Origin of the sequence: Streptosporangium sp. LJ11 (assembly GCF_051918945.1) — a bacterium.
In the GTDB taxonomy this organism is placed as follows: domain Bacteria; phylum Actinomycetota; class Actinomycetes; order Streptosporangiales; family Streptosporangiaceae; genus Streptosporangium.
Map to the genome: position 1 here is coordinate 408,287 of NZ_JBPXMB010000002.1, position 23,940 is coordinate 432,226.

A 23,940-nucleotide genomic window follows, 5' to 3' on the forward strand; every position below is an offset into this window, starting at 1 on the left:
CCAGCGTGTTCCTGTGCGATGTGCCGAGCGCCTCTTCGATGCGCCGGGCGGCTTCTTCGCGGTCTGTCACGGTCAAGGGGGCGTCTCCTGTCGTACGGGGCCAGGTTTTCTGTCGCACCAGGAGACTAGGCTTTCGGTGTGCCGAAGAGCGAAGCGACCCCCACTCGTCCGTGTCTCCTGCTGCTGGATGGGCATTCATTGGCCTATCGGGCGTTCTATGCCCTGCCGGAGGAGAATTTCTCCACCACCACGGGGCAGACGACCAACGCGGTCTACGGGTTCACCTCGATGCTGGTCAACGTGCTCCGCGACGAGCGGCCGACCCACGTGGCGGTCTGCTTCGACCGCTCCGAGCCGACGTTCCGCCACGAGGAGTACGCCGACTACAAGGCGAACCGGAGCGCGAGCCCCGACAGTTTCCGCAGCCAGATGAGCCTGATCCACGAGGTGCTCGACGCGTTGCGCGTGCCGCACCTGTCGCTGGCCGGATACGAGGCCGACGACCTGATAGCCACCCTCGCCACCCGCGCCGCCGAGCAGGACATGAACGTGCTGGTCGTCACCGGCGACCGCGACGCGCTGCAGCTCGTCGACGAGCGGGTCACCGTGCTGATGACCCGGGTCGGCATCAGCAACATGACCCGGTTCACCCCCGAGGCCGTGCTGGAGAAGTACGAGCTCACCCCGGCCCAGTATCCCGACTTCGCGGCCATCCGCGGCGACTCCAGCGACAACCTGAAGAACATCCCCGGCGTGGGCGAGAAGACCGCCGCCAAGTGGATCCGCGAGTTCGGCTCGCTGGAGGAGCTGGTCAACCGGGTCGACGAGGTCAAGGGCAAGGTCGGCGACAAGCTCCGCGACCACCTCGACCAGGTGCTGATGAACCGGCGGCTGACCCAGCTGATCCGCGACGTGCCGCTGGAGCGCGAGGTCGCCGCCCTGCAGATCGGCGCCGCCGACCGCGAGGAGATCAACAAGATCCTCGACACGCTGGAGTTCCGCGGCGAGATCCGCGACCGGCTGTTCAAGACGATCGGCTCGGCCGAGGCGGAGGCGGAGGAGGGCTTCGAGGTCGAGGTCGTCACCCTGGGCCCCGACGAGGTGGGCCCCTGGCTGCGCGCGCTGCCCGAGGGCCGCGCGGGCCTCGCCTTCAAGGGCGCGTACGGCAGCGGCACCGGCCGCGTCGACAGCATCGCCATCGCGGCGGCCGGGGCGGGAGCCGGCGCGGAGGCGGGGCGGGCGGCGAAGGGCGGGCCCGGCGCCGCGTTCGTCGACCCGACCACGCTCACCGAGGCCGACGAGGCGGCCCTGCGCGAGTGGCTGGCCGACGCCTCGAAGCCCAAGGCCGTGCACGACGCCAAGGGCCCGATGCTCGCGCTGTGGGCGCAGGGCATGGAGCTGCGCGGCCTCACCTGCGACACCGCGCTCGCCGCCTACCTGGCGATGCCGGGGCAGCGCTCGTTCCCGCTGGAGGACCTCGTGCGGGTCTACCTGCGGCGCGAGCTGCGCAGCGAGGCCGACAACGGCGGCCAGGCCAGCCTCTTCGACGACCAGGACGACGACGGCGCCCGCGACCTCGCCCTGCGGGCGCTGGCGGTCGGCGAGCTCGCCGACGCGCTGGAGGCGTTCCTGGAGCCGCTGGGCGGCATCCACCTCATGCGCGACGTGGAGCTGCCGCTCGTCACCGTGCTGGCCGAGCTGGAGCGGGCCGGCATCGCCGCCGACCGGGAGCACCTCGGCGCCCTGGAGGCCGAGTTCGGCGCCGCGGTGAAGCAGGCCGTCGAGGCGGCGCACGCCTCCGTGGGCGGCGAGCAGTTCAACCTGGGCTCGCCCAAGCAGCTCCAGGAGATCCTGTTCGTCAAGCTCAACCTGCCCAAGACGAAGAAGACCAAGACGGGCTACACCACCGACGCCTCCGCGCTGGCCTGGCTCGCCGCCCAGACCGAGCACGAGCTGCCGACGATCATGTTGCGCCACCGCGACCAGGCCAAGCTGAAGGTCACGGTCGAAGGCCTGATCAAGGAGATCGCCGACGACGGCCGCATCCACACCACGTTCAACCAGATCGTGGCGGTCACCGGGCGGCTCAGCTCGGAGAAGCCCAACCTGCAGAACATCCCGATCCGCACCGCCGAGGGCCGCCGCATCCGGCAGGGCTTCGTGGTCGGCAAGGGCTTCGAGACCCTGCTGACCGCCGACTACAGCCAGATCGAGCTGCGCGTCATGGCCCACCTGTCCGGGGACGAGGCGCTCATCGCCTCCTTCGAGTCCGGGCACGACTTCCACATGGCCACCGCGGCCCGGGTCTTCGACGTCGAGCCGGAGAAGGTCACCGGGGAGATGCGGGCCAAGATCAAGGCGATGAACTACGGCCTCGCCTACGGGCTGTCCGACTTCGGGCTGTCGGAGCAGCTCAACATCGCGGTCTCCGAGGCGCGGGCGCTCAAGGAGGAGTACTTCGAGGAGTTCGGCGGCGTCCGCGACTTCCTCAACGCGATCGTCGCGCAGGCCAGGAACGACGGCTACACCGAGACCATCCTCGGCCGCCGCCGCTACCTGCCCGACCTCAACAGCGACAACCGCCAGCGCCGCGAGATCGCCGAGCGGATGGCGCTCAACGCGCCCATCCAGGGGTCCGCGGCCGACATCATCAAGGTCGCCATGCTCAACGTGCAGAGCGCGCTGAAGGAGGCGTCGCTCGGCTCCCGGATGCTGCTGCAGGTCCACGACGAGCTCGTGTTCGAGGTGGCGCCCGGCGAGCTGGAGACCCTGCGGGAGCTGGTCACCGACCGGATGAACGCCGCGTACTCCCTGCGCGTCCCGCTGGCCGTCTCGGTGGGCGTCGGCCGCACCTGGGAGGACGCCGGGCACTGACGATCCCCTCCGGGAGGGGTTCCCGGGAGGGCTGCGACCGGTTCCGGGATGCCGGACTTCGCTGATTGGCCGGGCCTGTCCGAGTCTGTTCTAGGCTGGTGATCCAAGCCGAGAAGCTCGACGGGCACGGGAGTTCTGTGCGGAGTCCAATCCCCCTGACGAAGATCATTTTACTGGCCAACGTGCTGGTCGTCGTAGTGGCGGTGGTGGTGCTCCTGGTGCTCCCGCCGTCCTCCCCGCCACCCGGCGCCGCCCGGCCGGGCACGGCGGCGAGCAGCCCGGCGTCGTCACAACCGCCCTCGCCGGCACCCGACCTGCCCTCGGCCGAGCTGCCGCCGCCGATCACGGCGTCGGAGGAGTTCGCCCGGCAGGTGAAGGCCAACGAGGCCGGAGCGGTCCCGATCCTGATGTACCACCGGATCACCCGCAAGAGGCTGGCCTCCATCGACCGCACCCCCGCCCAGCTGCGCAAGGAGCTGGAGCGGCTCGCCAAGGGCGGTTACGTGCCGGTCACCGCGCGGGAGTTCGCCACCGGGAGGATGGACATCCCGGCGGGCAGGCACCCGGTCGTGCTGACCTTCGACGACGGCCACCCCAGCCACTTCGCCCTCGACGCGAACGGGGCCCCGGCCAAGGACACCGCGGTCGGCATCATCTACCAGGTGGCGGTGAAGCATCCCGGATTCCGGCCCGTCGCCACCTTCTGGGTCAACCGGGACCCGTTCGGCCTGCGCGAGCGGAAGGACCAGGAGCGGGCCGTGCGGTGGCTGGCCTCGCGGGGCTTCGAGGTGGCCAACCACACCTGGGGCCACCCCCACCTGCCGCGCCTGTCCAAGAAGAAGGTCGTCGAGCAGGTGGCCAGGGTCGAACGGCTGCTGAAAGGACTCGGCGTTCCTCCCTCCGAGACGATGGCGCTGCCGTTCGGCGCGATGCCCCGCAAAAGATCTACCGTGCAGACGGGAAAATGGCACGGAGTGTCCTACCGGTTCAAGGGCGTCTTCCTGGCCGGCGCCGAGCCGTCGGTCTCGCCGTTCGTCGAGGACTACGACTGGCGCGCGATCCAGCGGATCCAGAGCAACGGCAGGAAGGGGGAGTGCCGCAAGTGGTGCTCCGAGTACTGGCTCGGATGGCTGGACAAGCATCCCCGTGAGCGCTATACGGCTGACGGCGATCCCGATCGGATCTCCATCCCTCGCGGGCTTCGAGGTAACATCAGGGCGGACCGGAGGCAGAAGATCAACGCCTATTGAGCGAGATCGTTATCCTTTCGGCACGCGGGCGCGTAGAGTCGTTGGATTGACCATACCCGTCTGGTCTCATATGCTGATCGCTGCGTTGTGGGCTCGCGCGCGTCTCGGACGGAGTGGGCTCGCGCTCGATCACGCCGATGAATTCTTCGGCTGACGGTAAGAGGCCTGCCGCGCGTTCGCCACATCGACATCTGTCCGCGTTCGGAGCAACTCCACACATGACGAGCAGCACTGAGGCCACCTCGAGCACCCCGCAGGTAGCGGTCAACGACATCGGCTCTGAGGAAGAGTTCCTCGCAGCGATCGACCTGACCATCAAGTACTTCAACGACGGCGACATCGTCGAGGGCACCGTCGTCAAGGTCGATCGAGACGAAGTTTTGCTCGACATCGGCTACAAGACCGAGGGTGTCATCCCCTCGCGCGAGCTCTCGATCAAGCACGATGTCGACCCGGCGGATGTCGTCGAGGTTGGCGAGCACGTCGAGGCCCTCGTCCTCCAGAAGGAGGACAAGGAAGGCCGCCTGATCCTGTCCAAGAAGCGCGCTCAGTACGAGCGGGCCTGGGGCACGATCGAGAAGATCAAGGACGAGGACGGCATCGTCACCGGCACGGTCATCGAGGTCGTCAAGGGTGGACTCATCCTCGACATCGGCCTGCGCGGCTTCCTGCCGGCGTCCCTGGTCGAGATGCGGCGCGTCCGCGACCTCCAGCCGTACGTGGGCCGCGAGCTCGAAGCGAAGATCATCGAGCTCGACAAGAACCGCAACAACGTGGTTCTGTCCCGCCGCGCCTGGCTCGAGCAGACCCAGTCCGAGGTTCGCCAGACGTTCCTCAACACCCTGCAGAAGGGTCAGGTCCGCAAGGGCGTCGTCTCCTCGATCGTCAACTTCGGTGCGTTCGTCGACCTCGGCGGCGTCGACGGTCTGGTCCACGTCTCCGAGCTCTCCTGGAAGCACATCGACCACCCCTCCGAGGTCGTCGAGGTCGGCCAGGAGGTCACCGTCGAGGTGCTCGACGTCGACATGGAGCGCGAGCGCGTCTCCCTGTCGCTCAAGGCGACGCAGGAAGACCCCTGGCAGCAGTTCGCCCGCACCCACCAGATCGGTCAGGTCGTCCCGGGCCGCGTCACCAAGCTGGTGCCGTTCGGTGCGTTCGTCCGCGTCGAGGAGGGCATCGAGGGCCTGGTCCACATCTCCGAGCTGGCCGAGCGCCACGTCGAGATCCCCGAGCAGGTCGTTCAGGTCGGCGACGAGATCTTCGTGAAGATCATCGACATCGACCTCGAGCGCCGCCGGATCTCGCTGTCGCTCAAGCAGGCGAACGAGGGTGCGATCGGCGCCGACGTCGAGTTCGACCCCACGCTGTACGGCATGGCGGCGACCTACGACGACTCGGGCAACTACATCTACCCCGAGGGTTTCGACTCCGAGACCGGCGAGTGGCTCGAAGGCTTCGACAAGCAGCGCGAGGAGTGGGAGCGGCAGTACGCCGAGGCTCAGACCCGCTTCGAGGCTCACAAGAAGCAGGTCGAGGAGGCCCGCAAGGCCGAGGCCGAGGCGGGCGAGGCTGCCCCCACGTCCTACTCCGGCGAGACCCCGTCCTCGGGTTCCACCGGCGCCTCCAGCAGCAGCGGCTCCTCCGCTCCGGCGGCGGGCGCGCTGGCCTCCGACGAGGCTCTCGCGGCTCTGCGCGAGAAGCTCGCGGGCGGCCAGAACTGACGGTGCCGACGGCGCCGAGCTGACAACGCGGTAGAAGATTGACGGAAGGGCCCCGCTCCGGCGGGGCCCTTTCCGCGTTCCCGGGGCACTCCTCCATGGACTCCGGGCCCGGAATCCGCGGAGTTCCCGGGACCTCTGAGACGGTTTCCGGGATGGAATCCGCGGGACCTCCAAGACGGCTCCCGGTGGGACCACCCGCCCCGGCCACCCGCCCGGCCGCTAGGGTGACGCAGTGATCGTGATCGAGGTGGCGGAGCCCGAGGACGCGGGCGAGATCCTGACCGTGCAGCGCGCCGCCTACGTGGGCGAGGCCCAGCTCTACGGTGACCCGTTCATCCCGCCGCTCGTGGAGTCGGCCGCCCAGGTCAGAAAGGCCGTCGAGACGGCCACCGTGCTCGTCGCCCGCGACGGGGCGAGGATCGTGGGGTCGGTCCGCGGCCGGATGTCCGGCACGACCTGCCTGGTCGGCCGCCTGGTGGTCGCCCCCGACCGGCAGGGCGAGGGCATCGGCGGATCCCTGCTGGCGGCCCTGCACGACGAGGCCGCCACGGCACTCGCCTTCGACCTGTTCACCGGCCACCTGTCGGAGGGCAACCTGCGCCTCTACCGCCGTCACGGTTATCGCGAGACCCGCAGGGAGCCGATGAGCGACCATCTCACCCTGGTGCACCTGCGCAGGGAGCTGTAGGAGCCTCAGGCGCGTTCCCGCACGTCGTCCGGTGCCGAGTGAAGGCCGCGGCCCGAGGGGCGGCAGCGTGGCCTCCGGCGCCGCGGGGGCGGCTTCTACCGGCCTGCCGGAATGCGCCGCCTGGCGAGCCCGGCGCCGACCGCCCCGGAGCACGGCCCGTACGGCGTATGCTGCGGATCATGTTGAAGGTGGGGCTTACCGGCGGCATCGGGTCGGGCAAGAGCGAGGTCTCCCGTCGGCTGGGCGCCCGTGGCGCCGTGGTCATCGACGCCGACAAGATCGCCAGAGAGGTGGTCGAGCCGGGAACCCCCGGGCTGGCGCGCGTGACCGGCGTCTTCGGCACGGGTGTCCTGCACGAGGACGGTTCGCTCGACCGGGAGAAACTCGGCTCGATCGTCTTCGCCGACTCCGAGAAACTCGCCTCCCTCAACGCCATCGTCCACCCCCTCGTCGGCGCGAGGGTCGGCGAGCTGCAGGAGCAGGCGCCTCCCGGCAGCATTGTGATCTACGACGTGCCGCTGCTGGCGGAGAACAAGCTCGCCCCCATGTACGAGGTGGTGATCGTCGTCGACGCCTCCGACGAGGTGCGTCTCGCCCGGCTGATCGAACTGCGCGGCATGAGCGAGCAGGATGCCAGGGCCAGGCTCGCCGCCCAGGCGACCCGCGAGGAGCGGCTGGAGATCGCCGACATCGTCGTCCCGAACGAGGGGACCCTGGAGGAGCTGGAGGCCCGGATGGACGACATCTGGGCCGACCTGACGGCCCGCGCCGGCGTCTGAGCGGGACGGCGGATCACGCCGTGGCGATCACGTCGCGCGGGCCGCCGTTTCGCGCATCCGTCCGGCGATCTCCCCCGCCTCGGGAACTCCCATGGGGGAAAGGATCTCGAAGGCGGTTTTCCAATGGGACATGGCCTCATCGGTCCTGCCGAGCGCTTGCAGCGCATGGGCGAGGTTGCTGTGGGCCAGACCGAGTAAATACGGGTTCTTGACGGTGAGGGCTATGTCCAGGGCGGCCTGCTGGTTCTCGGCCGCGGCCCGCCCATCTCCGGTTGCCAGCAGGGTCGTCCCCAGGTCCATCAGGATCTCGCATTCGGCGTACTGGTCTTTCATCTCCCTTATGCGGGTGAGGGCGTCCCGGTGGTGTTCGAGAGCCTCGGCATGGCGTTTCTGCCACCGGCGTATTCTTCCGATGCCGTTGACGGAGTTCACCTCGAGTCGATGGTTGCCCACGCTCCTGTTCAGCTGGATTGACTGTTGATACAGGTCGAGGGCGGTTGTCAGATCTCCCAGACTCTCGTGGACGTCACCCAGGACATTGAGTGTGTAGGCCTCGTCGTTGCGGTTGCCCGCCTTGCGCTCGAAAGCCAGACAGCGGTCGACGCAACGGAGAGCGTCCAGCGAACGACCCATTCTGAGATAGGCGATCCCCAGGGCGAAGATCACCGTCGCCTCGCCGTGCTCGTCATCGAACCGGTTGAACAGTTCGATCGCCTTCACGCAGTTCCGTATCGCCTGACGGAAGTCCCCCGCCCAGAGCAGGCTGTATCCGAGTCGGCCCAGGGCGTAGGCCTCCTCCTTCCGGTCCCCGACCGCCCGGCTGAGGTCCAGGGCCTGCCGCTGGTACTCAAGACACCTGTCGATTTTCCCGGAGAACATGTTCGCCGCGCCCAGCGCGTTCAGGACCCGCCCTTCCCCATGCCGGTCACCGGTCTGGCGCACGGCCGAGAGGGCGGTCTGGTGGACCGTCACCCAGTCGTCGACGCGGTCCCTGAGGTAGAAGAAGTAATCCAAGGTGTAGGCGATCTGCCACGCGTAGCCGAACCACTCGTGTTCGGCGGCGTGGTTGACGGCCGACATGAGTGCCGGATACTCCGCGTCGAGCCATTCCGTGGCGGAATCATGATCGTCGAAGACCGGAATCCCGTGCGAGGGGGGCTCGGAGACGAGCGTGATCCCGCTGTAGTCGGTGTTCACGTGCTCCATGGCCGCCCTGGCCGCGTGCAGATACCAGTCGAACAGCTGGACCAGCGCGCCACGGCGAGCCGGTTCGCTGTCGTCGGACTCGGCGCGCTCGCGGGCGAACAGGCTCACCAGGTCGTGCATGACGAAACGCCCACCGGTGCCGTGCTGGACGAGATGGGCGCCGATGAGCGTGTCGAGGGCCGCGCGGACGTCGTCGACGGACGAGCGAGCCAGGGCGACGACCTCGTCGACGCCGATGTCCGGGCCGGGATGAAGGCCCAGCAGCCTGAAGGTCCGCCGGGCGGGCTCGGGAAGGCTCCCGTAGGACGTCTCGAAGGCGGCCCGTACGCCTATGTGCGGGTCCTCCTCGATGTCCAGCGCCGTCAGCCGGTTCTCCCGGAGAAGCCTGGTCACGAAGCCGGCGACGGACAGCGTGGGCCGGCTGCTCAGGTGCGCGGCCGCCAGTCGCAGCGCGAGCGGGAGGTGACCGCAGAGGCGAACGAGTTCGAGCACGGCCTCGTCCTCGTCGCGGATCCGATCCTCGCCCAGGACGGCGCCGAGCAGCGTCCTCGCCTCGCCGGGCGAGAGCAGGTCGAGAGTGAGGGTGTGGACGTCGTGTGTCACCGAGAGTCCCCTGAGGGAGTCCCGGCTGGTGATGACCACCTTGCACAGCGACGAGCCGGGCAGCAGGGGACGCACTTGCTCCGCTTTCGCCGCGTTGTCGAGCACCACGAGCATTCGCCTGCCGGCCAGGATCGACCGGTACATCGACGCCCGCTCGTCGGCCTCGTGGGGAATCTCGTCCGTGGCGACCCCGAGCCCTCTGAGGAACTGGTAGAGCGCCTGCGCGCCTGTGACCGGTTGCCCCTGTGAGTAACCGTGGAGGTTCACGTACAGCTGCCCGTCGGGAAACCGGTCCGCCACGCGGTGTCCCCACCGGGTGGCGAGCGCGGTCTTGCCGATCCCGGGAGTACCGGTGATGGCGGTGATCACCACGGCCGACGCGCCGCCCGGATCCGCGGACAGCAGGAGATCGAGGCGGCGCAGGCTCTCCTCGCGGCCGGTGAAGCGAGCGATGTCGGCCGGTAACTGCCTGGGCACGGTCGCGGGCGGTGAGGTGAGAGCGCGTTCTGCCGGAATGTCTCCGGCAGCGGGCTCTCCCGCGAGAATCGACTGGTGCAGCCGGACGAGTTCCTCTCCCGGGTCCAGCCCGAGTTCCTCTCGGAAGTGCCGCCGGGCGGCCCTGAATACCTCCAGCGCCTCCGCCGTACGGCCGATTCGGTGAAACGCGCGCATCAACTGGCCGTGAAAACCCTCGTTCAGGGGGTGTTCCGCCACCAGCAGGCGCAATTCCCCGAGCAACTCCGCGTGGCGGCCCAGAACGAGGTCCGCTTCAATGCGATCGAGAAGCGCGGCGACGCGTAATTCTTCGAGTGCCGCCCCTTCGACGGCCTGGAAATCGGGTTGTGTGCCGTCCAGCGCGGGACCGCGCCACAGTGCCAGCGCCGCGCCGAGTCGCTCGGAGGCTTTCGCGGCATCTCCCGCGGCCATGGCGGAGCGGCCCGTCGCCGTCTCGGAAAGGAAGACGTCAAGGTCGGAGTCACCGGGACGCAACCGCAGGGAGTAGCCGGTAGGCGTGCCCACCAGCGTGTTCGCGTCGTCGAGCAGGCGCCGTACGGACCACAGGTAGTTGTGGAGCAGTCGCCTGCTGGTCGCCGGAGGCTTCCCCGCCCACAGGGCCGTCAGCAGCCGGTCGTGGGGGACCACCCGATTCGCCCGCACGACGAGAAGGGCGAGAAGTGTCCGCTGCTTGGGGCCCAGGACGCTGATCGAGCGCTCGTCACGCCATATGTCGACCGGGCCGAGGACGCGAAGCCGTGTTCCGGATTTCTTCTCGTTCATCGCCAGGCGAGGCGGTGCGCGTTCGGCCGGCGCGCTTTTCCTGTCCCGAACTGCCTCATACGCCACTCGTTCCCGTGAATACGCGAAGTGCGGACAGAAGACAAGGTTAGGACACTCCATACGACAAGATCAACAGCACTGTCCGGGATGCTTGGCGCGATCATCTTTGGCCGGGCTCTCCCATTCCGATGCCCGGCCGTCAGTCTCCCTTTCGCAATGGAGGAACCGGTGGGGATTCCCTTACCGAACCGTCCCCTCGCGCCGCCTTCACGGCGCGGACCGAACAGGCGAACGGCGACCACGGTCGTGGCCGTCCTGACCCTGGCCGCGTCGCTCCTGGTGTCGGGCGGCGCCGAAGCGCAGGTGGCCCCCACGCCCACGGCCGCCCCCACGGCGCCCGTCCAGACGCCGTTCCCCCGCCCTGAGGACCCCGACGCCCCGCTGCGCGCGGCGGTCGCGGAGGCCAGGAAGCAGAACAAGGCGGTCGAGGTCACCGGTACGTTCACCGAGACCTCGCGCACCTGGGCCTTTCCGGACGGCAGCCTGAAGACGGAGTCGTACTCGGGTCCCGCCCAGGTCAAGCGGCAGGACGGTTCGTGGGCCTGGATCGACACCACGCTGGTGGAGAAGGACGGCGTCCTCAAGCCCAAGGTGGCCAAGGCGGACCTCGCCTTCTCCCTCGGCGGGAACGACGTCCCGTTCGCCGTGATGAAGCGTGACGCGAAGCAGAGCCTCAGCCTCTCCTGGGACGGGAAGCTGCCCCGTCCTGTGGTGAAGGGCAACGTCGCCACCTACCCGGACGCCGCCGGACCCGCGGCCGACCTGGTCGTCACCGCCCTGCCCACCGGTTTCCGGCACGACGTGGTGCTGCGGGAGCGCCCCACGGGGCCGCTGGAGATCCGGATCCCGGTGGAGTCGGCCGGGCTGACCCTTGAGAAGTCCGCACAGGGCGGGCTGCAGCTCACCGATCGCAGGAACAAGGTCGTCGCCCAGGCGCCGAAGCCGGTGATGTGGGACAGCACCGGCGCCGGCGCGCGGGACCCCAAGACCACCACCGCGCCGCGCACCGCGCCGATCGCCACCTCCGTCGTCGAGGACGGCGGCGAACGGACACTGGTTCTCAAACCCGACGCCCGGTGGCTGGCCGATCCCGCCACCACCTTCCCCGTCGTCGTCGACCCCACCTCCACCCTCACCGTCAAGACCGACACGCTGCTCTCCAGCGGCGCCGACTGCAACACCTACGACCAGCCGGGGGCCACGCTGCTGAAGATCGGCGCGGCCTACTACAGCTGCAGGGGGGTGGACGCCATGAACTACTGGCGCTCATACCTGAAGTTCGACGTCACCGGTCTGGCCGGCAAGCCCATCGTCTCGTCCACCATGCAGCTGTGGCGTACCGAGTCGCCCGGCTGCCACCTGCGCGGCAACGGCAAGATCTATGCCACCCGGGTCGGCGCCGACTGGACTCCGGGCCGGATGACCTGGGCCGACAAACCCGCCACCGCCGAGTTCGTGTCCACCCCCTGTCCCACCACGGGCGTTTTCACTCCCGGCGTGATGACCTGGCCCATCACCAACTGGGTCAAGGCCTGGACCGGAGGTCAGTCCAACCACGGCGTCGAGCTCAGCGGGCCCACCGAGAGCGTCGACCGCTACAACGCCTACTCCGCGGTCTTCCACTCGGCGGAGACGACCGGCACCGGAGCCACCCCGCCCAAGCTGATCACCCAGTACATCCTGCCGCCCGAGATCCCCACGGTCACCGCGGAGTCGGTCGACTCGATGGACGGCGAGCACGCCATCGTGCGCGAGAGCTCGGCCAGGGTCGGCTACAAGAGCACCTCGGTCGACGGCAGGAACATCGACTACTACGTCTCCGTCGTCGACTCCACCGCTCCTCTTCCGGCCTGGACCACGGGTGGTGGCGAGGTCGGCAAGTGGAGCTTCACCGAGGGCACGGAGGGCACCGACTCCAGCGGCAAGGGCAACCCGCTGAGCTTCGTCAGCGGCCGCTACTCGATGGTCGACGGCAAGGACGGCAAGGCCCTCTTCCTCAACGGAGCCACCGGCATCCCCTCCTTCGCCGCCACCCAGAGGCCGGTGCTGCGCACCGACAGGAGCTTCTCCGTGGCCGGTTGGGTCCGCCTGGACTCCGGGACCGAATCCGCCGCGCTGATCAGCCAGGGCGGCCCCGGCACCAGCGCCTTCGTCGTGGGGTACGACTCCGTCAGCCGCAAATGGAACATGCTGATGTACCACACCGACACCACCACCAGCGCGGTGACGGAGATCGAGTCCTCCGCCGTGGCGCAGATCGGCACCTGGACCCACCTGACCGGTGTCTACGACGCCGTCGCCAAGAAGATCCGCCTGTACGTCAACGGCGTCCAGGCCGCCGAGGCCGACTACACCGTCACCCCCTGGCAGGCCGAGCAGCCTTTCTGGCTCGGCGCCGCCAGCCACGGCGGTTACAGCTTCCCCTGGGTCAAGGCCGGCTACGACGAGATCCGCGCCTACGACCGAGCCCTGAGCTCCGGTGAGGTCCAGTGGATGCTCAACCTCACCCCGCCCACCAACGCGAACCTGCCCTCGGGCCAGAGCGCGTCCGTCACTTACAACGTCGGCAACGTCGACAGCTTCAAGATCTCCGTCAGAGCCTGCATCAACGGGGCCACTCCCATCACCTGCAGCGAGAGCCCGTACTACCGCATCACCACCGACGCCCCCTACCTGCCTACCGACACCGAGACCGGCCTGGCCGACCCGGCCAGGCCGATCCTGTCCGGCATGGTCAACCGACCGTCGGGCGGACCGATCACCGCCAAGTACTTCCTCTACGACGGCACGGGCGCGCCGGTCGGCTCCAGCCCGCTCGGCGAGCGTACGGTCAACGGCGGGGAGCGCGCGTCCTTCCAGGTGCCGGAAAACACCGTTCAACTCGGCGGGACCTACACCTGGCAGATGCAGGCGTGCGCCCTGGAGATTTGCACGGCCAAGACCGCCCCGGTCAGTATCACCATCCCCGGCACCCCACCGGAGCCGCCAACTGAAACCGTCAACCACCTGACCCTGCTCAAGGACAACTTCGTCATCAAGACCGCGAAGGTCGACCCGACGGCCTGTGACGGTTCGCCCTGCACGGTGACCGACTCGACCGTCATGCGGATCGGCGGCAGCGGTGTCGACAAGATCGCAGCGGTGATCGGGTTCAGGCTCGACGAGCTTCCCGAGGGCGCGGGTATGTCGGAGAGCATCCTCAAACTCGGTACTCCGACCTGTCCGGCCGGGACCTGCCCGGCGGACACGGTCATCACCGCCACCCCGTTGAAGAGCCAGGTCACCGGCGAGACCAGGGGCTCGGACCTGGCAGGCGATGCCAACACGGACACCACGCCCTACTCCTTGCCGCTGAGCGGTCCGCAGGCGGACATCGCCGGGAGTGAGTATCAGTGGCTGATGCTCACCTCTAACAAAAACGAGGTCATGACCTTTGGAGATGTGGAAGCAACCGAGCAGCCGTCGTTGGCGCTCACCTATCTTCCTGCCGGACCGCCCAGCAAGGTGCTCAATCTGACCGCTAAAGGCGGCGACGCGAGCGCGACCGCCAGCTGGGGCGTGCCGGAGAACAACGGCAGCATCGCGATGCTCGACGGCTACGACGTCCAGATCATCGATGACAGCGGCGCAGTCGTTAAAACAATCGAGGTGGAAGACTCTTATGCCCTCATCAGTGGCCTAAGTAATGGCGTCACCTACACCGTGAAGGTGCGTGCCAAGACCGCTTTCGGCATCGGTGAATGGGAATCCACCACCACGACGACGGCAGCCATCCCACCACCCAGCTCTGACACCGGCGGAGGTGCGACCTGCAGGCTTGAATACCCCTCCGCGCTCGCCACGGCCACAGCTGTGACCAGGTCTGGTGCCTCAGCCTATCTCGACCGTGTCGAGCACTACTACCGGACGCAGGACGCGGTGCTCGAAGGCCGGGCCCACACCATCTGGGACGCTCCTGGCGTATCCGCGAATGCGTCGAATACAGCTAAGCTGTCGCTTCTCAATACGCTCCTGCTTCAGCAGCGAGATTCTTTACGGTTGATGGAGGTGACGCGGAGCCAATCAGCTGTGCAGCTATTGGAGCCTGTAACTCAGTTGATGCCGGACGGCACCGTTCACATTACCGTCTATGTTAAACGCACATGGAAGGAGGAGCTCGCGGCAGGCGCGGCCAAGTCTGTTGTTACTTCCAGTGCGCCGGGCAACGTTGAACCAAGTGAATTCACCATATCGGTGTTCGTCTTCGACCGCTGCGGGGACATGAGCATCATCGAAGTCCCGATCCAAGTTCATGAGGATTCAACCGATCACTCCGATCCCTGCTCCGGTTTCGTTAACCCTGACGGAACGGTTGAAGAGGTGTGCGGTGTCTCGACTAGTGATGGTGGCACAGGACCTTCGTACGATGTGTGTACAAAAGTTATCGAGGCTAAGAATTCGTGCTCGTGGTATCGGGCTCAGCCGCAGGTCCCTCAAAACCCGGTGACCAAGATCCCTTATAAGGGCATGACGATTCAAGCTTCAGGAATGCATGGCTGGAAACCCAGTCCTGCCTGGAGGCTGAAGGAACTAAAAGTCGCTAAGCATCGCGTCTGGGCACAGGCTTATTTCACTAAGGGCTTTCTTAAGAAGTACGAAAGCTATCAATTTGTGAAAAATATGACCATCACGGTCACTGACAAGGTGTGTGCACGGACGCTTTCGGGGACTCTGAACATCACCATCCCGCCCGGATATGAGCCGATGACCAGCGAGGAGTGCGAGAAAAAAACTGTACGAGGAGTCAAGGGGGACCGGGTCCTTCATTACCCGACTCAGGGTGACGACAACCTAGAGATCACATGCACAGGATCCTTGCCGGGCCTCTGTGATGTCCAAGAGTTCCAGACCGGATTCATTGTTGACGTCCATCTGCCCTTCAAGAATCCGGACTATCCGGATGGCCGGATCAAGATGACGGCTTCTTCGTGTTGGGATCTACCGAACCGATACGATCCGCCGATAGCGCTCGGCCATTCATGTCCAAAGTATGTGTATACCCTTCCCCCTGAACTGTAATTTCAAGCCGATTTAACCGCGCGGGGATCCTGCAGCTGTGCGGATCCCCGCCTTTTAAATCAGGCGATCGAATGGACGTCGGGTGGCCGATAAACTTACTGGTTGCGCAAACTTGATGCTCTCGTGAACGAGGAGACCGTCAAGATGATCCAGGCCTACCTGATCGATACGGTCGATCCTGTCGGATGTCGTCGAGCAGCAGTCGGAAGCATCCGTGGTCGGTGGGCAAACGGATCGCACGGAAGTATTTACGATTCAGTTCGAAGGCGGCGTTGGTCCGGAACTCGGCCGCCAAAGCCGCGTTCATCGTGTCGGTCAGGCCGATATTCGGCGTCTGGCCTGTGTTTCGCAGATGTGTACCCAGGGCCCCGGCAAGTTGATGTTTTGAACGGGTTCGTTCCGTAGCGGTCCATCGGCATCAGCAGGGCAGGTAAGGAAACACCAAGCCCACAACGACCAAAAGGCGCGGTTCCCGAAGATCAGAGGTGTCTAAAGCCGCCTGATCGAACGAGGAAACCGTGCCTATCGCGCCATCATCGCTGATCAACGCTGTCGGCCGCGAGCAGATCGGGCAAACGAACACCGATTCTTCCGCCCGGTTGGACCTCATCAACCGGTTCGCCCTGATTTCCGACCCGCGCTCAACGCGAGGACAGCGCCACTCACCGGCCTCGATCCTGGCGATCGTGGCATGCGCCACCGTAGCGGTAGGCGGCGACTGCCTGACCGCGATCGAACAGTGGGCCGACAACGCCCCCCAGCAGATCCTGGCCGACCTGCACATCTGGCGCGACCCGTTCACCGGCCTGCACCGGCCGCCCAGCGAACGCACCATCCGCCGCGTCCTGGCCGCCTTGGACGGCGACGAACTCGACGCCTGCCTGACAACCTTCCTCAACCGGCCACCCGTGTTGCCCACCGCCGAAACACACGACCGCCTCCCGGCACCGGCGAGCCGGCGAACCGAGCGCGAAGCCCGCCGCGCCGCCCACCGATCTCCCACCCCGACACCGGGCCTGCTGCGGGCCTACGCCGTCGACGGCAAACGCCTCAAAGGCGCCCGCCACCCCGACGGCGGCCGCGTTCACCTGATCAGCCTGGCCGCCCACCTCGACGCCACCGTCCACGCCCAACGCCAGATCCCGGCCAAAAGCAGCGAGATCGGCGCCCTGGACGCACTGCTGCGCCAAGCCGGCGGCACCGACCTGGCCGGCGGTCATCACCGCCGACGCCCTGCACACCCAGCGCGCCTCGGCACGACTGCTGATCGAGGAGCATCACGCGCACTACGTCATGATCCTCAAAGCCAACCAGCCCACCCTGCACGCCGCCGCCATCACCGCGCTGACCGGCACCGACACCAACTTCGCCGCCGCCACCCACCGTGAGACCGACCGCGGGCACGGCCGCACCGAGCACCGCATCCTTCGCACAGCCTCGGCCAACGACATCGACTTCCCCCATGCCGCTCAGGTCTTCCGTGTCCTGCGCCACCGCGGCGGCCTGGACGGCATACGCCACAGCAAGGAGGTCTGCTACGGCATCACCGACCTGACCGCGCGACAAGCTGGACCGGCCCACCTCGCCGCCTACGTTCGCGGCCACTGGAAAGCCACCGAAAACGGCGTTCATCACGTCCGCGACGTCACCTTCGCCGAGGACGCCTGCCAAGCACGGACCGCCACCTTGCCCCGCGCCCTGGCCGCTTTCCGCAACCTCACCACCGGCGCCCTACGCCGAGCGGGCCATGTCAACATCGCCTACGCCCGCCGCGAGCACGGCTACGACCACCAGCGCGTCCTCGACCTGTTCAACCTCGGACCGAAGTGATCACACCGACCAAATCACAAACTTGCCGGGGCCCTGGACCGCTGGACAGTGAGGTCTACGATTTCCAGCCACGAACGAGGCTCAGTCCGAGTATTCCGAACCGAGGTTCCAAGAGTGATCTTTCTGGTCAGTAGAAATGACCCGATTTCACGGCGATGAGGAAAGCACCCCATTCATCTGGGGTGAAGACAAGGGCCGGGCCGGTGGGGTTTTTGCTGTCGCGGACGGCGACGGCTCCGGGGAGGTTTCCGGCGACCTCGACGCAGTTTCCGCCGCTGTCGCCGCTGAGGGAGCTCTTCTTCCAGGCGGCTCCGGAGAGGTCAAGGCCGGTGGTCACATCTGCTGCTTCCATTGGTCCCTCGCTTCTTTGATTATTTCTAGCGACTGCCCGGGACGGTGCGCCTCTGCGCGGATCCTGTCATATCTATCCCAGATGAACGCCGCCAAATCGTGTTCCGCTGACACTTCGCCTGCTCCGGATGACTCTATGGAGACGGTGGTGGGGGCGTCCGATAGCTCGGCAAGCACGAACCCGGACATCAGGCCCGACGTGCAGGGGGTGTCATAGGGAACGAGTTGCACCTTCACGTTCTGCCGACTGGCAACCGCCGCGAGGTGGTCGAGTTGTTCGTACATGACCTCCGGGCCCCCGATGGGGCGGCGAAGCACCCATTCGTCTATGAGGGCCCACAGTACGAGCGGGCTGTCCTTCGTAAGGATCAGTTGGCGCCGCATGCGAGCGCTTACCTGCTCCTCGATCTCTTGCTCCGAAGTGGCCAGACCGCCACGGAAGACGGCTCGCGCGTAGTTCTCCGTCTGGAGCAGGCCGGAGACCAAGAGCGGGTCCCAGCTTCTCAGCACGCGGGCCCGGGGCTCGATCTCGTCGGACCATCTGAGGAACCAGGCCGGCCCGGTGGGGGCGGTGATGTTCCGGCAGAGGTGGGTGAAGAGGTCGTCCGTCTTGAAGAACCTGTCGCAGTCGGCCGCCAGCTTGGTGCCGGGCCTCCGGTTGCCGGTCTCGATGTGCCCGATGAACGACGACGAGACGCCCAGGTGATCACCCAGCCGTGCCTGCGACAGACCCGCCTCCCTGCGGACCCGCCCCAGCTCGCGGCCGAAGCGCTGAGCCGGTGTCAGGCGTGGGTCGAGATCGTTTCCCATGTTCGCCTCTCAATCGTCGCGATGACGTCGGCCGTCGAATGAACGACAAACGCCTACAGCCTGTGTGGCTTTTTGTCGTCAATTCGTCGGCCGATCTGTTCTGCAACGGCAGCATAACTGTGTGCACTCTATAGGCCAAGACTTTATCCGGGCGATGCAAGGGCACTAAATGGACAATTCGCCTGGTTAATGGAGCCATTGGGGCAGGCGAATTGTCGACGTCTGCGACCTCACAGGAATGGCGGTGATCCGATGGGTGCCGAAACGGTTCCCGTGCTCGGTCTGCTGGGCCGGGTGGATCTGTGCGGGGTGGCCGAGTCGGTTTCCACGGCCCGGCGATACGTGCGAAGCGCGTTGGAAGACTCGGGTCAGCCGGATACGTACGACGCCGAGCTTCTGGTCAGCGAGCTGGTCTCGAACGCGGTCAGGTACTCGGAGTCGGGACGCGCCGGAGGCCGGGTGACGGTCGTGGTGGCGAACCTCGGCGACGTCATCCGGGTAGCGGTGATCGACGAGGGGTCCTCCACCTGCGTGCCCAGACTCCCGGCCGAGCCGGACGAGCCCGACGAGGAGGCCGAGGGCGGTCGTGGGCTCCGGCTGGTCAGTGAGATGGCTCTGTCTTGGGGCTGGTACGAGGGTGCGGCAGGGCGCAGGCGCGCCGTCTGGTTCCAGTTGGCCCGGCGATGACCGGCGTACCGGGCGACGCGAAACCCGGGACGATAGCCATCCTCATCGCCCGGTACGGCAGGCACTGGCTCATCTCCGAGGCGGCCGGGGGCGGCTATTACGCCGTACGCCGCCAAAGCCTCTCCGAGGAGGTTCTCGACGGGAGGAACCTGTCCAACGTGATGTGTGCCGTCACCCTCGGGGAGATGGCGCGCCGCCTGGCGGCCGAGAATGAGCGTGAGGGACAATGATCCGGGAAGCGGAGAGGAAAGGCTATTTTTGAATTCGGTCGCGGTTCTTCGTGACGGATGGCGCGGCAGGCGAGCCGAATTGTGATCCTCGGCCGTTCGAATGCCCGCTGAATCTTCTGAATGCGCCGATGTTCGCCTGACGGATCCAAGCCGTTTCCCGGAAAGTCCAAACCCTGAAATTTCAGGTTTTGACCGGCTTGGGCCCCAGTAAGCGGGAACCAGGCCGGTGGACGGGGCGGCGGGGCGGGGGAGTCCGGGAGCGGGTTACGAGACCTTGGAGGAGGGAGCCACCCAGGTCTTGCAGGAGCGAGGGTCTGAGGTGGAGTAGCCCCGCTTGGTCCAGTAGACGAGGTTGGCGCTCTTGCCGAAGTAACGGAACTCGCCCTTGGCGTCGGCCTCGGCCTTGGCCAGGTCCAGCAGGCGCCCGGCGTCCTTGGCGGGGTAGCCGAGGGCGGACCACAGGCTCTTCGCGGTCATCCCGCCCAGGCACTTCGCCTGCAGGTTGAAACGGCGCAGCTGCTCCAGGATCTCGTCGCTGTCGTCGGCGTGCAGGGCGTTGTAGCCCTCGGTGACGTCGACCAGGCTCAGCACGTGCTCGGCGTAGGCGGAGCTCAGCTCCGCGAGGATCGGGACGTCGTCGGATGCTTTGATCCAGTCGGGACGGACGCGTACGGAGAGGTTGGTCCCGAAGCAGTGGACGGCCTCCGACTTGGCGGGGTTCATCTTGGCCCCGAAGCAGTAGCGCTCGTACCCTTTCTCCAGGGGGGTCCCGTGCACCTCCACCCTGGGCGGCACGAACTGGAGGTTGGCCTTCTTCATATAAGGGCCCCAGGTGTCGTTCATGCAGGTGATGAGCGCGTTGACGTGCTTCTTGACCGAGCTCAGACTCTTGCCCTTGGCGGGTTTCCTCGCGCACCCCGCGGCGGGGAGTTTGCCTGCGGAGTAGAGGGGGTTGCCGGTCAGGAGCGGGGCGTCCTCGACCGGATATGCGAAGGCGGTGGCCGTACCGGGGAAGAGCAGGACGGAGGCGGCGGCCGTCGCCATGATCACGCGGATTTTCATGGTCATGGACATTAGGGCATATGTCTGCTGTTCGTCCGGTCGTCTAATTCGTTTGCCCGTGGACCGGGGGTGAAGACAGGATCGAGCATGGCGATGACACCGGAACTGCTCGCCTACTACGAGCAGGACAAGGAAGACGGCAGGCTCCGCGCGGGACGCGGGCGGCTGGAGTTCTGGCGGACGCAGGACGTGCTGCGCAGGGCGCTGCCTCCGGCTCCGGCCAGGGTGCTGGACGTGGGCGGCGGCACCGGGGTGCACGCGGAGTGGCTGGCCGCCGACGGATACCGGGTCGAGCTCATCGACCTCATGCCGTCGCACGTGGAGCGGGCGGCGCGGCTGCCCGGGGTCACCGCGCGGCAGGGCGACGCCAGGCGACTGCCGCTGCCCGACGAGAGCGTGGACGCGGTGCTGCTCCTCGGCCCGCTCTACCACCTCGCCGACCGCGCCGACCGGGTCCGCGCGCTGGCCGAGGCGGTACGGGTGGTGCGGCCCGGCGGCCTGGTGGCCGCCGCGACCATCAACCGCTACGCGGCCGTGCACGACATGGTCTACCAGGGGCTGTACCTGCGGGAAGAACCGAGGGAGACGGTGAACGCGGCCCTGGTGGACGGGGTCCTGTCCGGCCCGGGTATCGGCTTCAACGCCTACATGCACGACCCCGGCGACGTCCCGGCCGAGTTCGCCGACGCGGGACTTCCCGACGTCGCCCGCTACGGCCTGGAGGGAGCCTTCTGGCTGTACGGCGACGTCGACGACTGGCTCGACGACCCCGAGCGCCGCGCTCTCATGCTCGACGCCCAGCGTCGCCTGGAATTGGTCCCCTCCCTGCTGGGCGTCAGCGGCCACATGCTCACCCTCGCCCGCAAGGCATCCTGATCCCGACCGGTGAGGGCCGTGCCGCTGAAGACCTGGAGTCACGACGGCAGGGAGGGAAGCGAGGGGACGGGGTCGAGGCCGAGATGGCGGCCCGCGGCGGCCAGAGCCTTGTGGACATCGTCGAAGATCTGCTGGGTGACGGATTCTCCGAGGCCCTCGTAGGAATGGCCGAAGTCGATCCACACCTCGGCCGTGGTGCGGCCACGAGAGATCCGCTCCGTGTACGCGCCTGACGTGAGCTGCCCGAAAACAGTGAGTTCCTGCAGTTCAGCGGGACGCCACCACGCGAGCCAGGCCGGTGCCTCGTTGACGGCCAGGACGAGGTGTTCCGCCACTTCCGCGTAGGCGGTGTCGTCCGGCAGGCCCCGGTCGTCGGTACTCCAGTACGCCCACAGCCACTGCTTCTTCTGGTGGGAGAAGTCCGGGACGAACGGGACGGGCGGGTCCTGCGGCTCACCGTGGAGAGCCTTACGGTAGGGCTCCAGGTACTCCAGGAACACCTGCCGATCTCCGGCCCGTACCTCGCCGAGCCAGTTGTCCCGCGAACGCGTGGCCAGGGCGAACGCGGCGACGGCCAGCCGGCGCAGGTCGTCGGAGACGGTGAAGGGAGTGCGGTCCAGCCAGTGATGCGCGGCCTCGTCGGGGGCGATGCCGGAGATCCGGGCGGCGATCAGGCACGCGAACGCCAACGCCTCATCCACGGCTCCCTCTTCGGCGTACTCCTCGTTCTCGCGTACGAACGTGTCAAGCGACTCGGCCATCGTCACGGCGACGTCGTCTTTCCCCTCCAGTTCCGCGATGGCGTCAGAGGCCTCATCACTGTCGAAGGGGCCTTCGGAGAAGGAGGAGTCGTCCACGCCGTAGGTCCTTTCCGGAAGCTTCAATCAGGATGGCGTTGTATGTGTCACCACGTGGAGCGTGTGAATTCTTTTGGAGGAAACCTGGGAAATCGTCGGTGAGGTGAGGAGTCGGTGCTCGTCTGGGTGCTCGTCGGCATGTTCCTGGGCTGGTCGCCGGGCGACGCGGTGTCGTTGGCAGCCAGGTGAGAAGTCGTCGCGATGGCGGAGGCGCGGTGCTTGCCGGTTGGAAGCGGCGGGATGGCTTTGGCGTCCTCGGCGGCGAGCCGGGCCCTGAGCATACCCACATCTTGCGAGGTGAAGAGGGTGTCATCGGGGTCAAAGGCATAGGCGCGCCAGTAGAAGCTCTCGATTTGCTGGACCTGAACGGGGTCGAAGGGAGCGTGACGGTCGGAAGTACGGACGTGGCGTGCCTGATGGGCGATCCTCATCGCGACGGGGGCGGCACCGGTGAAGAGCCCGGCGCGGAAAGCCCATTCGGCTGCCTTGATGGGGTAGCCGGCGTTCTCGTAAGCAGTGCTGACGCGGACGAAGATATCTTTGACAATCTTTCCGTACAGTCGATCTCCTGCCCGGAAGGGCTCGAAATCCAAGGTGAGTTTGCTGTCCAGGCGCGCTGCCATGCGCAGGAACTCGCCGCCCTCGTGGACGGACCCGCTGTTGATCAACAGAATCGCCAGTTCGAAGGCGTGCAGAGCGTTGCCGGCTTCGGCTCCCTCGAGCAGTTCGACCCCACGGTATCCAAAGCTTTTCGCCATCCGAGTGGCCGACTCCTGGCCGTTGGGGGTGCGGCTGAGTATGGCGAAAGTGGCCTCCTTCTCCACCGGTTGCGCGGGATCCTCGCCAAAAACGGCCTGCCACAGGCTGAGCTGCCTGGCCTCAACCGACTGCCGGGTAGGAGTGGCGCTCCACGACTCGGAGTAATCGGGCCAGGTGTCGATGTCCTGCCCGGTGTAGGAGGACAGCAGGAGTTCCGCGTAGGGATCCTCAATCGGATAGTCGCAGAGATCAGGAGGGGGCGGATATGTGGGCTCGGTGTAGGACCACGCCAAGAAATCGCTGGGGCTTCCGCCGACGGGTGACTGGGGCGGTGTGGAGTATGCCGATGCGGAGTACTGGGGGTAGCGGGGCTGGATGAGGTCGGCGTAGCTGCTGGCGACAGGTGCGGGGCGAGCCTCGCGGTGGACGGGTGGCGATGAGGGCCGCTGCGGTGCGGGGGGTGACAGTAGCGGGTGTGTCAGAAGCGGGTGCGCTGGGCGCGCCTGACCGGCTGGTGCCGTGCCTGACCACTGAGCAGCGTCGTCAGACGCTGGCGATGGCGAGACCGACGTCTGTCCCGAGTCGGTAGGAGCATTCTCCTGGACGGTGACGGGCATGGCCGCAGCGTTGACGGCCAAGCATGCCAGGTAGCGTTCGCGCCAACTGTCCATGCTGCCCAGCACCGCATCGGGATCCATGCCGTCGTTTTTGAGGGACTCCTTCAGAGCCAGCAGGAAGCTGACGACCTTGTCCCAGCGTGGCGGTCCGACACGACCTTTGCCGGTCAACAGCGCTGACAGCGTGGCCTTGCTCAGCGGCACCTTGTAGTTCTTCGAGATGATCCGCAACTTGTCGTATGACGGATTGACGGCTTTTCTCCGCGCGTCTTGTAGCTCGGCGCGGAACTCCGCCCAGGGAGCTCCGGGGAGAGGACCAGTCATGGAACCGGGCCACCGCCAAT

General features: G+C 66.8%; 16 protein-coding genes and 1 pseudogene. 11 read left to right on the forward strand and 6 right to left on the reverse strand.

The features are described from left to right. Positions 1-138 precede the first annotated feature (138 nt). From polA to coaE, 5 genes are all read left to right on the forward strand, one after another. Positions 139-2,874, forward strand: coding sequence for a DNA polymerase I (gene polA / locus ACTOQ3_RS04250; RefSeq protein WP_440082078.1), 2,736 nt, complete (start codon positions 139-141; stop codon positions 2,872-2,874). Between the two features lie 182 nt (positions 2,875-3,056). Then, the gene (locus ACTOQ3_RS04255) at positions 3,057-4,124 is read left to right on the forward strand and encodes a polysaccharide deacetylase family protein (protein ID WP_440082079.1); all 1,068 of its coding nucleotides are present in this window, start codon (positions 3,057-3,059) and stop codon (positions 4,122-4,124) included. A 218-nt stretch (positions 4,125-4,342) separates the two neighbouring features. Next, positions 4,343-5,845, forward strand: coding sequence for a 30S ribosomal protein S1 (rpsA, locus tag ACTOQ3_RS04260; RefSeq protein WP_344750198.1), 1,503 nt, complete (start codon positions 4,343-4,345; stop codon positions 5,843-5,845). Positions 5,846-6,077: 232 nt separating this feature from the next. Then, on the forward strand, positions 6,078-6,533 hold the full coding sequence (locus ACTOQ3_RS04265; protein ID WP_362676138.1) for a GNAT family N-acetyltransferase: 456 nt from the start codon (positions 6,078-6,080) through the stop codon (positions 6,531-6,533). Between the two features lie 179 nt (positions 6,534-6,712). After that, positions 6,713-7,312 carry a dephospho-CoA kinase gene (coaE, locus tag ACTOQ3_RS04270; protein WP_440082080.1) on the forward strand — a complete coding sequence of 200 codons (600 nt, stop codon included), beginning with the start codon at positions 6,713-6,715 and terminating at the stop codon, positions 7,310-7,312. A 27-nt stretch (positions 7,313-7,339) separates the two neighbouring features. Here coaE and ACTOQ3_RS04275 read toward each other — a convergent pair whose 3' ends face one another. Continuing rightward, on the reverse strand, positions 7,340-10,399 hold the full coding sequence (locus ACTOQ3_RS04275) for a BTAD domain-containing putative transcriptional regulator (RefSeq protein WP_440082081.1): 3,060 nt from the start codon (positions 10,397-10,399) through the stop codon (positions 7,340-7,342). Positions 10,400-10,705: 306 nt separating this feature from the next. On the opposite strand from ACTOQ3_RS04275, the gene ACTOQ3_RS04280 reads away from it, so the two are divergent. From ACTOQ3_RS04280 to ACTOQ3_RS04290, 3 genes and pseudogenes are all read left to right on the forward strand, one after another. Further along, complete coding sequence (locus ACTOQ3_RS04280; RefSeq protein WP_440082082.1) at positions 10,706-15,517, forward strand: LamG-like jellyroll fold domain-containing protein; 4,812 nt, start codon at positions 10,706-10,708, stop codon at positions 15,515-15,517. Positions 15,518-16,035: 518 nt separating this feature from the next. Beyond that, positions 16,036-16,350: pseudogene (locus tag ACTOQ3_RS04285) on the forward strand (transposase family protein); the annotation flags it as partial. Positions 16,351-16,783: 433 nt separating this feature from the next. Continuing rightward, positions 16,784-17,347 carry an ISAs1 family transposase gene (locus ACTOQ3_RS04290; protein ID WP_440082184.1) on the forward strand — a complete coding sequence of 188 codons (564 nt, stop codon included), beginning with the start codon at positions 16,784-16,786 and terminating at the stop codon, positions 17,345-17,347. Between the two features lie 127 nt (positions 17,348-17,474). Here the strand turns inward: ACTOQ3_RS04290 and ACTOQ3_RS04295 are convergent, their stop codons facing one another. Beyond that, positions 17,475-17,699, reverse strand: a complete 225-nt coding sequence (locus tag ACTOQ3_RS04295; RefSeq protein WP_440082083.1) for a DUF397 domain-containing protein — start codon at positions 17,697-17,699, stop codon at positions 17,475-17,477. Continuing rightward, positions 17,681-18,508 (reverse strand): helix-turn-helix domain-containing protein, encoded by an 828-nt coding sequence (locus ACTOQ3_RS04300; protein WP_440082084.1) that lies wholly within the window; start codon positions 18,506-18,508, stop codon positions 17,681-17,683. Before ACTOQ3_RS04300 ends, ACTOQ3_RS04295 begins: the two co-directional genes overlap by 19 nt. A gap of 252 nt (positions 18,509-18,760) precedes the next feature. On the opposite strand from ACTOQ3_RS04300, the gene ACTOQ3_RS04305 reads away from it, so the two are divergent. Then, the gene (locus ACTOQ3_RS04305; RefSeq protein ID WP_440082085.1) at positions 18,761-19,195 is read left to right on the forward strand and encodes an ATP-binding protein; all 435 of its coding nucleotides are present in this window, start codon (positions 18,761-18,763) and stop codon (positions 19,193-19,195) included. After that, positions 19,192-19,425, forward strand: coding sequence for a hypothetical protein (locus ACTOQ3_RS04310; RefSeq protein WP_440082086.1), 234 nt, complete (start codon positions 19,192-19,194; stop codon positions 19,423-19,425). The genes ACTOQ3_RS04305 and ACTOQ3_RS04310 overlap by 4 nt, the downstream gene beginning before the upstream one ends. A gap of 264 nt (positions 19,426-19,689) precedes the next feature. Here ACTOQ3_RS04310 and ACTOQ3_RS04315 read toward each other — a convergent pair whose 3' ends face one another. Next, entirely contained in the window at positions 19,690-20,493 is an 804-nt protein-coding gene (locus ACTOQ3_RS04315; RefSeq protein ID WP_440082087.1) for a hypothetical protein, read from the reverse strand. Between the two features lie 81 nt (positions 20,494-20,574). Between ACTOQ3_RS04315 and ACTOQ3_RS04320 the strand changes: the two genes are divergently transcribed. Further along, on the forward strand, positions 20,575-21,363 hold the full coding sequence (locus ACTOQ3_RS04320; RefSeq protein WP_440082088.1) for a class I SAM-dependent methyltransferase: 789 nt from the start codon (positions 20,575-20,577) through the stop codon (positions 21,361-21,363). A 38-nt stretch (positions 21,364-21,401) separates the two neighbouring features. On the opposite strand, the gene ACTOQ3_RS04325 is transcribed toward ACTOQ3_RS04320, so the two are convergent. Together ACTOQ3_RS04325 and ACTOQ3_RS04330 are read right to left on the reverse strand one after the other, a co-directional pair. Then, positions 21,402-22,220, reverse strand: a complete 819-nt coding sequence (locus tag ACTOQ3_RS04325; RefSeq protein ID WP_440082089.1) for a DUF4259 domain-containing protein — start codon at positions 22,218-22,220, stop codon at positions 21,402-21,404. A 47-nt stretch (positions 22,221-22,267) separates the two neighbouring features. Further along, positions 22,268-23,920, reverse strand: a complete 1,653-nt coding sequence (locus tag ACTOQ3_RS04330; protein ID WP_440082090.1) for a hypothetical protein — start codon at positions 23,918-23,920, stop codon at positions 22,268-22,270. Positions 23,921-23,940 lie beyond the last annotated feature (20 nt).